Annotated in this window: 3 protein-coding genes; all 3 read right to left on the reverse strand. The window is 50.4% G+C overall.

What is annotated here, in order from left to right:
* Positions 1-9: 9 nt before the first annotated feature.
* Complete coding sequence (locus NZ653_06800) at positions 10-6,987, reverse strand: GAF domain-containing protein (GenBank protein MCS7286822.1); 6,978 nt, start codon at positions 6,985-6,987, stop codon at positions 10-12.
* 1 nt (position 6,988) lies between these two features.
* A complete protein-coding gene (locus NZ653_06805; GenBank protein MCS7286823.1) occupies positions 6,989-7,747 on the reverse strand; it encodes an SAM-dependent methyltransferase in 759 nt (252 codons plus the stop codon).
* Positions 7,748-7,749: 2 nt separating this feature from the next.
* Positions 7,750-7,945: hypothetical protein (locus NZ653_06810; protein ID MCS7286824.1), on the reverse strand; the 196-nt coding region annotated here is incomplete at its 5' end.

Below are 7,945 nucleotides of genomic sequence, written 5' to 3' on the forward strand. Positions count from 1 at the left end.
ATACGAAATTTAGCTCCAGGGTTCGGCCATTACCCGCTTTATCTCGGCTATGAGGGTTTCTACGCTAAAGGGTTTCACAAGGAACCGCCTGGCGCCGAGCCCTAACACTTTTACCCTTGTTTTCTCTCTATCTACAGGGCTTGCCGTTATCACTATTACCGGTATGTGCCGGGTGGATTCGTCAGCTCTGAGTTTCTTGAGCACTTCATATCCGTCAAGCCCCGGCATTTTGAGATCCAGAAGGATAAGATGAGGGGTATCTTCTTTTACAATCCTCAGAGCTTCTTCGCCACTGTAAGCTCCTCTAACCTTGAAATTGTATCGGGCAAGAGCATCCACAAGCCAGTTTACCACATCGGGCTCATCATCCACCACCAGGATTTTGTTCAGACGCCCCCCATCTAAGGCTTCCAGAATGCTCCGGACACTCATGACCAGCCTTTCTTCTTCAAACGGCTTGGTGATGTAATCAGCAGCGCCGAGGGCAAAGCCTTTCTCGGGTTCAGCCACTACCGAGACGATGACCACCGGGATAGAAGCAGTGGCTTCATCTTTTTTGAGGCGCTCCAAAAGTTCAAAGCCATCCATGTCCCCAAGGCGAATGTCCAGGGTTATAAGGTCGGGCCTGGACTCCCGAGCAAACCATAGGGCATCCCACCCGCTGAAAGTCACGGTTACTTCGTACCCTTCAGCCTCAAGGCTGTGGCGGATTAGCTCTGCTACATCCTGATCGTCTTCTACCACCAGTATTCTTCCCTTTTTCTCTTCGCGGGGCAGGATCTGGAGGAGTTTTTCCTCCGCTTTTTCCCCTGAAGTTGTGGGAATTGTAAAACTGAAAGTGGAACCTTTACCCAGTTCGCTCTGAACCCATATTCGGCCACCGTGCATCTCTACAAAGGCCTTAGTTATAGCCAGGCCTAGTCCGGTCCCAGGAACATCTCTCACCATTGGATGGTCTGACCTGAAGAAACGGTCAAAGACTCTGGGAAGGTCCTCGGGTGCTATCCCTATGCCAGTATCCGTTACATCCACCTGGACCATATCGTTCACCAACCTGGCAGACACTGTAACCGAACCGCCTTCAGGGGTATACTGGCAGGCGTTGCTTATAAGGTTGTTAAGGATTTGGCTGAGGCGATCCCTATCAGCCCAGAGAGGAGGAAGGTCATCAGGTATGTCCACAGTATAATTAAGGTTCTTCTTCTGAATAATGTGCTCAAAGGCGAGAGAAACTTCTTCTAAAAGTTTCTTAAGATAAACAGGCTCAAAGCTCAGCCGGACTTTCCCGCTCTCTATTCGGGAAATGTCCAGGATGTCGCTCACGAGGCTTGCGAGTCGGTCAGTGTTATTTTTGATGATAGTAACAAAGCGTTTCTGTTGCTCACTCAGGGGGCCAGCAACTCCCATATAGAGGAGGTCAATGTAACCCTTTATGGAAGTCATGGGAGTCCGCAGTTCATGGGAGACGGTGGAAATGAACTCTGTCTTCATGCGGTCTATTTCGGCCTCCCTGGTTATGTCTCTAAGGACGGCGATGGTTCCCATAGCCCCGCCACGACCTACTGGAGCTGTAACTAAGGATACGTCCAGGACGCGTCGAGGGCCTTCTATCCTAAAGGAAACGGTTTCGCCGGGTTCTTTAATTTTGCCGCTGTGAATGAGAAGGTCAGTATAGAACTTCAGGGCAAAACTCCTTTCTTCTTCTGAAACTACCGCAACGATATCTCTGAGAGGGCGATCAGCCAGAGGAATTCCTCTCACCCCCAGCATTTCTTCAGCAGAGGGGTTAAGCATCAGGATATTGTTATTTTCATCAAGAACGAGGATCCCATCGGTAATGGAGGAAAGGATGGTCTGGATCCGGTAAGCTTCGGCGGCCTGCTCCTGAAGCATGTCGCCCAGCTTCTGGGCCTGATCGGTGATAAGGCGGTAGAGTTCAGCGTTGTTGATAGCCTGAGCTACCTGGGCGGCAGCCGCTGATACCAGTTTGAGGTGGTCCTCGGTGAAATACGAAAGGTCAGGGTGGAAGAGGAGGATGGCACCCAGAGCTTCTTCACCCAGAAGGAGAGGAACGGCCAGCGCTGATTTTCTGACCATCCCGGATTCTGAAGGTAACGGCACCCATCTATCATCCTTAGTAACATCGGGGATTATAACAGGTTGCTTTTTATCAATTACCCACCCTGCAAGGCCTTTACCCACAGAGAAGGGGGTAGGCCTACCACCTTTGGGAAGAGGTTCCCTTCGCCCAAAAGCTGCTCTGTAAATTAGGCGCCCGCTTTGGTCCAGGAGCATAATAGCTCCCTGGGGTGCACCTGTGGCTTCGTGGAGCATCCTTAGAGCTTCATTGAGAACTCTGTCCAAGTCAAGGGTAGCAGCAAGTTTTTCGGTAATGCGATATAGAGTTTCCACCCTATCTCTCTCACGGGCCAGATCCTCCATAGCTCGCTGGAGCTCCGCTGTACGCTGGCGCACTCTTTCCTCAAGTTCCTGGGCCAGAGTTACCGTCTCCTGGTAGAGGCGAGCGTTCTGGATGGCAATAGCCAGTTGCCCGGCAAAGATCATTACAGCTTCAGCGTCTTCCGGAGTAAAGAAACCGGGAGTTTCCTTATCCACTGACAGCTGGCCTATGATTTGTCCTCTGTATACAAGAGGAGCTCCTATCCAGGAGCGGATGCGCTCAACGGCTGTTACTTTGTCCAGGATGTCTTCTTCCTTTGTATCCCTTATGAGCACAGGTCTGAAGGTTTCCCTCATCCTGCGGAAGGGGATGTTTTTTTCGGCATCAAAGGTTATTTTCAGCACTTCTTCCAGCGCTTCACCAAAGCCTCTCCCCGCTACAATACGAAGCTTAGAGTCTTCCAGAAGAGCAAGCGAAGCTGTATCGTAATCCACTATGCGTTTGAGGTAGTCCAGAGCCTGATTTATGATGGTATCAAGGTCCAGGGTAGAACTCAGGAGTTCTCCCATTTCCCGGAGGGTAAAAGCCATTTCGCGGCGTTTCTTCTCCTCTTGGTAGAGACGAGCGTTCTGGATGGCTACTGCTACCTGGCCTGCCACCGTAACCATAAAGTTCAGGTCTGTGATGTCGAAAGCATTTTCACGTTCATAGCTCTGGACAGCCATAACTCCAATAACTTCATCGCCCACGATCAGGGGCACACCTAACCAGGAGAGAGCTGGTTTACCTATTGGCTGCACTCCCTTCAAGCTTTTGATACGCTCTTCCACTCTGTCTGGAAGGAAAAGAGGTTCTCGTGTTTTTATCAAATATTCAGTAAGACCCGCACCCGCTTTCCTTGAGGATGCTTCAAGTCTCTCCCCCTCTTCAACGTAGAAGGTGAATAAAACTTCGTCTTTTTCGGAGTCGTACAGAGCTACATAGAAGTTAGTGGTGTCAATAACGGTGCCGAGGGATTCATGGAGCCTGGAGAGGATTTCTTCCAGGTCAAGGGTTGAGCTTACCGCCTGGCTAATTTCATTAAGAGCTGAAAGCTCCCGTATTCTGCGGTCTCTTTCGGCAAAGAGCATGGCTCTGGATATAGCTACGGCCGCTACATCGGCAAGGGCTAAAATCAGCCTTTTCTGGGATGGAGTCAGGAGGGTATCCAGGACCAGAATTCCAATAACCCCAGCTTCGGTTTTCAGAGGGACATTGGTGAGCCCTTTTTTGAGAGGAAAGAGCCCTTTAACAACTCTGGGGTCATTTTCGGCATCTTCAGTCTCAAAGATTTCGCCTGTCTGGATTACTATGCCAAAGGTCCCCGTGGAAGCCGGAATCTGGCGGCGGTTGAAGTCCTGGATTATGTCCTCGGGAACGTTGCGGCTTATGCTCAAGCGCAGGGTATTGGTAGTTCTATCCACCAGAATTACAGAACCTTCGTCTATTCCGGCTATGGAAAGGGCTGCGTCCAAAGTGATACGCAGGACTTCTTCAAGAGATGTGGCTCTGTTCAGGGATTCACCAGCCTCCGAAAGGAGGGAAAGTTCCCGCAGGCGTGCCTGTGCTTCCTGGAACAGGCGAGCATTGTGAAGGGCTATGGAAATTTGATCCGCTATGGTTTCAAGGAAGATAACGTCTTCCTCCTCAAAAGCGAAGGGCTTACTATCCCCAATGTCCAGCACCCCTACAACTTTCTCCCGAATGCGGAGGGGTATACAGAGTTCTGACTGAGGGTTGAATTCAGGTCCGGAGATATAATACGGGTCACGGGATGTATCGTTGGCAAGGCGTGTGCGGCCTGTTCTGGCAGTCCAGCCTATCATTCCTTCGGTTATTTTCTGACGCCAGAGGCCTGGCTTCGCTCCTTTATAAATAGTAGAAGAGGCTTTGAGGATTAGCTCCTCACCTTTATCATCCAGCATAAGGATGGCCACGTGGGGATAACCAAAGTAGCGCCTTATGGATTCTACAGCCATGTTAAAGAGGTCTTCTTCGTTCAATATGGAAGAAGCTTCACGAGCCACTTCGGCGACAGCTGCTTGCCTTGCGGCTCTCCTTTGAGCAGCCTGATAGGCTAAGATATTTTCCAGAGCCACGGCTGCTTGTGCAGCGAAAGCTTCCAAAATTTCCAAGGTTGAGCGAGAGGGAATTTTGCCATCGGCAGGGTCATCCACGCTGATTATCCCCAAGATCTGGCCTGTGCTGGAAAACATGGGCACAAGGAGCATATCTTCAGGGTGCCATTTCCCTTTGGGCCAGGGTTTTTCCTCAGGAGGTATGGGCAGGTAGGTATATGTGTGTAAGCCTTTAGCCCAATGTTCTTTTTTATCATGCGGGAAAAAGTAGCTTTTTCCGAGCCTGTATTCTTCAGTGAGGATGTTTTCAACGGCTTCCAGAGGGTTGGAAACTTTCTTTAGCTCTTCCAGAACAGGCAAGGGTATTCCAGCTCCAGCTACTCTCCTGAGGCGAGGAGGTTTACCTTCAGCCACACTTATGAGAACGGCGCGGAACCCCGTAGCCTCACGGATGGCATATGCCACATCTTCCAGCACTTCCTCCAGAGGGCGGTCAGCTCGGAATGAACGGCTTAACTCCGAAAGGGCCGAAAGCTGTTCGGACTTTCGGTAAGCCAAAAGGCGCGCTTCTACCTGCTCCTGATATCGGAGGGCGTTCCCAATAGCTACTGAAGCTATTGCAGCCATCCTCTCCACAAAGCGAACGTGTTCAGGGGTAAAAGCGTTAAGGAGCCGGCTTTCCAGGTTTATTATTCCCACAATCTGGTCTTCGTAGAATATAGGTACGGCTAATTCAGATAGGGTGTCCGGTTCTCCTTGTATGTAGTCTTTATCCTCCCTTACGTCCCTTACCAGAACTGCTTGACCTAACCTTGCAGCTTTACCGTGAATGCCCTCTTCAATGCTAAAGCTTTTATCTTTAAAAACCTCCTCCAACTCAGGGCTGAAGCCCTTCAAGGCTTTTATGGTATAAGTTCGGGTATTCCAATCCACCAAGGCAACATCCACGTAATCAGCTCCTGTAGCTCTGGTAGCTTCATCGCAAATGGCTTGGAATATAGTTTCAAGGCTCAAAGTAGAACTGAGTTCCTGGGTAAGGCGAGTGAGAGCTGCCAGCTCTTCCACCTGGAGCCGAAGCTGGCGATCAGTAAGACCGTAGAGTTGTGCGTTCTGGATGGCAATGGCTGTCTGGTTGGCCAAAGCAGTGGCAAGGCTGACAGTTTCAGGAGAGAAAGTCCTGGGTTCCTTCCAGAGCAACGTCAGCACTCCGATGTTTGACTCCCCAGCTCGCAGTGGAAATATAGCAGCGCTCCGGATCCAGGGGAGAAGTTCAGGAAACATTCTTCTGCCCCTTTCCAGGTCTTCCACAAGGATTGGCTCCCCTGAAGTAAACAACCTGTATCCAGCGGGAGTGGCTTGCAGCTTCCGATGGGCTTCTTCAAAGAGGTAGCGGTTTTCTTCAAAATCAGGGATGTTCCTCTGGGCCACGACTTGAGGGTTGCCGAACTGGTCAAAAATCCCTATGGCTCCTGCATCAGCCGCAAAGACAGGCAGCACGTGTTCCAGGGCAACGTTAACTATTGTTTCCACGTCCAGGGAACTGGCCAGAGCTTGCGCGTGTCTGAGGAGGGTTTGGGCTTCCAGGGTGCGGCGCCTTTCTTCGTCGTAAAGGCGGGCATTCTCCAGAGCAATGGCTGCATGCTCCCCCATTTTCTCCAGCAAACGGCGGTGTTCAGGGGTAAAAGCCCCCAGACGAGTGCTCTCTAAATTAAGGACCCCTACCACTTTACCCTTAACCTTGAGTGGGATTGCCAGTTCCGAACGGACGGACGGAAAAGCTTCCACGTAAGCTGGCTCTTCTGCGACATCATAGACCAAAAGGGACTCTCCTGTCCTTGCAGTTTTCCCTATAATCCCCCGTTCCACCGGCCAGGGGATTTCAGCGTATATTCCCATCGTTTCATAGGGATAACCCCGGTAAGCCAGAACATAGAGATTCTGTTCATCAGGGGCAAGACGCATGATCACACCGGCATCGGCATTAGTAAGCTCCATTGCCCGGTCCAGAATGAGGTTCACAACTCTCTGATAGTCCAGAGTGGAAGTTAGCTCCCGGTCCAGCTCTTCTATAATCCTGTTTTCAGTTACATCGTGAAAGATAAGGGTCAGGTAAACCCCTTCATCTATGAAGCTTTTGTAAGAAGTCACCTCGTATATCCGGCCCTTCAGGGTTACTTCTCCGACCCCTTCAGAAACTAACAGGCTCAAAAAAGTTTCTTTGGGGGCAAAAACATCTGAAACGTCAATGAGGTTTTGGCCGGGGTAAAAGCCGAGGTTTTCCCTGGCTCGGCGGTTAGCATAAAGAACTTCCCCACCAGGCCTCACCACTACAGTCCCTTCTTCCACGCTTTCCAGGGCGATGCTTTCCATCGGTAAAGGTTCTTTTCTGGCTTTCTGGGAAGCTCTGCTTATCCAAAAACCTGCCACGAAGGCCAAAATTGCAAGGATTATAGCTACCCACCAGACCATCCTATCCTCCAGTTTTCACTTTTACAGCAATATATCCCGTGGAAACAGCGCTCTTCGGGTCAGCAGTGTCTGATTTAAAGATAGGAATGCGCTCAACAACCTGCCACGGTAAAAGCATAGCCCGCAAGCCGGCATCGGTGCGAGGGTAATTCTTATTGCCCACAAGCTCGTAAAGGCCCTTGAAGATCAGATAACGAAGGTAGGTCCCCCTCGTAATCCTTATGGCATCGGCATCAGTGTTAGTGACGACAAGGCGAGAGCCTGGGGCAACCCAGCCGTATAGGGATTTAAAGATTTCCCGCACTTTGTCATCGGGAAGGAAATAGATTATGCCCACCATTATTACCCCAAGCTTGGGGGATTCCCCGAAGAACTTTTTTGCCTCGGGAAGCACTTCTTCGTGGAACCTTGTAAGATCACCTTTAATATACCGGACCTTTTCGTTCCCGGCAAGTTTATGTTGAGCTAATTTAACCACTCTTTCGTCCTTGTCCACGTAAAGAACACGGGCATCGGGGAAGAGCTGGTGGACGTGGCCAGCCGTGGGCATGCCTGCTCCCAGTACCAGGAAATCCCTTATCCCTTCTTTATAGAACTCTACTGCCACTTTCTGACCAAAAAGCCAGCGTTCAGTTACAGCCCTCCTTACGGGGCCTATGAGATTAAGAAGGATCATCACCAATTTTTCTAAAGGGTTTAGTTCCGGAATAAGCTTGGGATCTACCATCGCTGCCACGACTTTAGCTGTGCTTATCCTCATCTTTATCCCTCCCCAAATGATTCAGCTTTGCGCCTGGCCTCAGCAGCCATTTCCGTTATCTCCCTTATATCTGCGAAGGGGCCGTCATCAGAGGTTATGATTCCACATATCAGGTTCATAAAGGGCACCCTCTTTTCTCCAAGGAGCATATATCCCCGCTCCCGGTCAATAAACGAATAAAAGGAAAGAGCGTGCTCC

Source organism: Anaerolineae bacterium (assembly GCA_025062375.1).
Classification (GTDB): Bacteria; Chloroflexota; Anaerolineae; order SpSt-600; family SpSt-600; genus SpSt-600.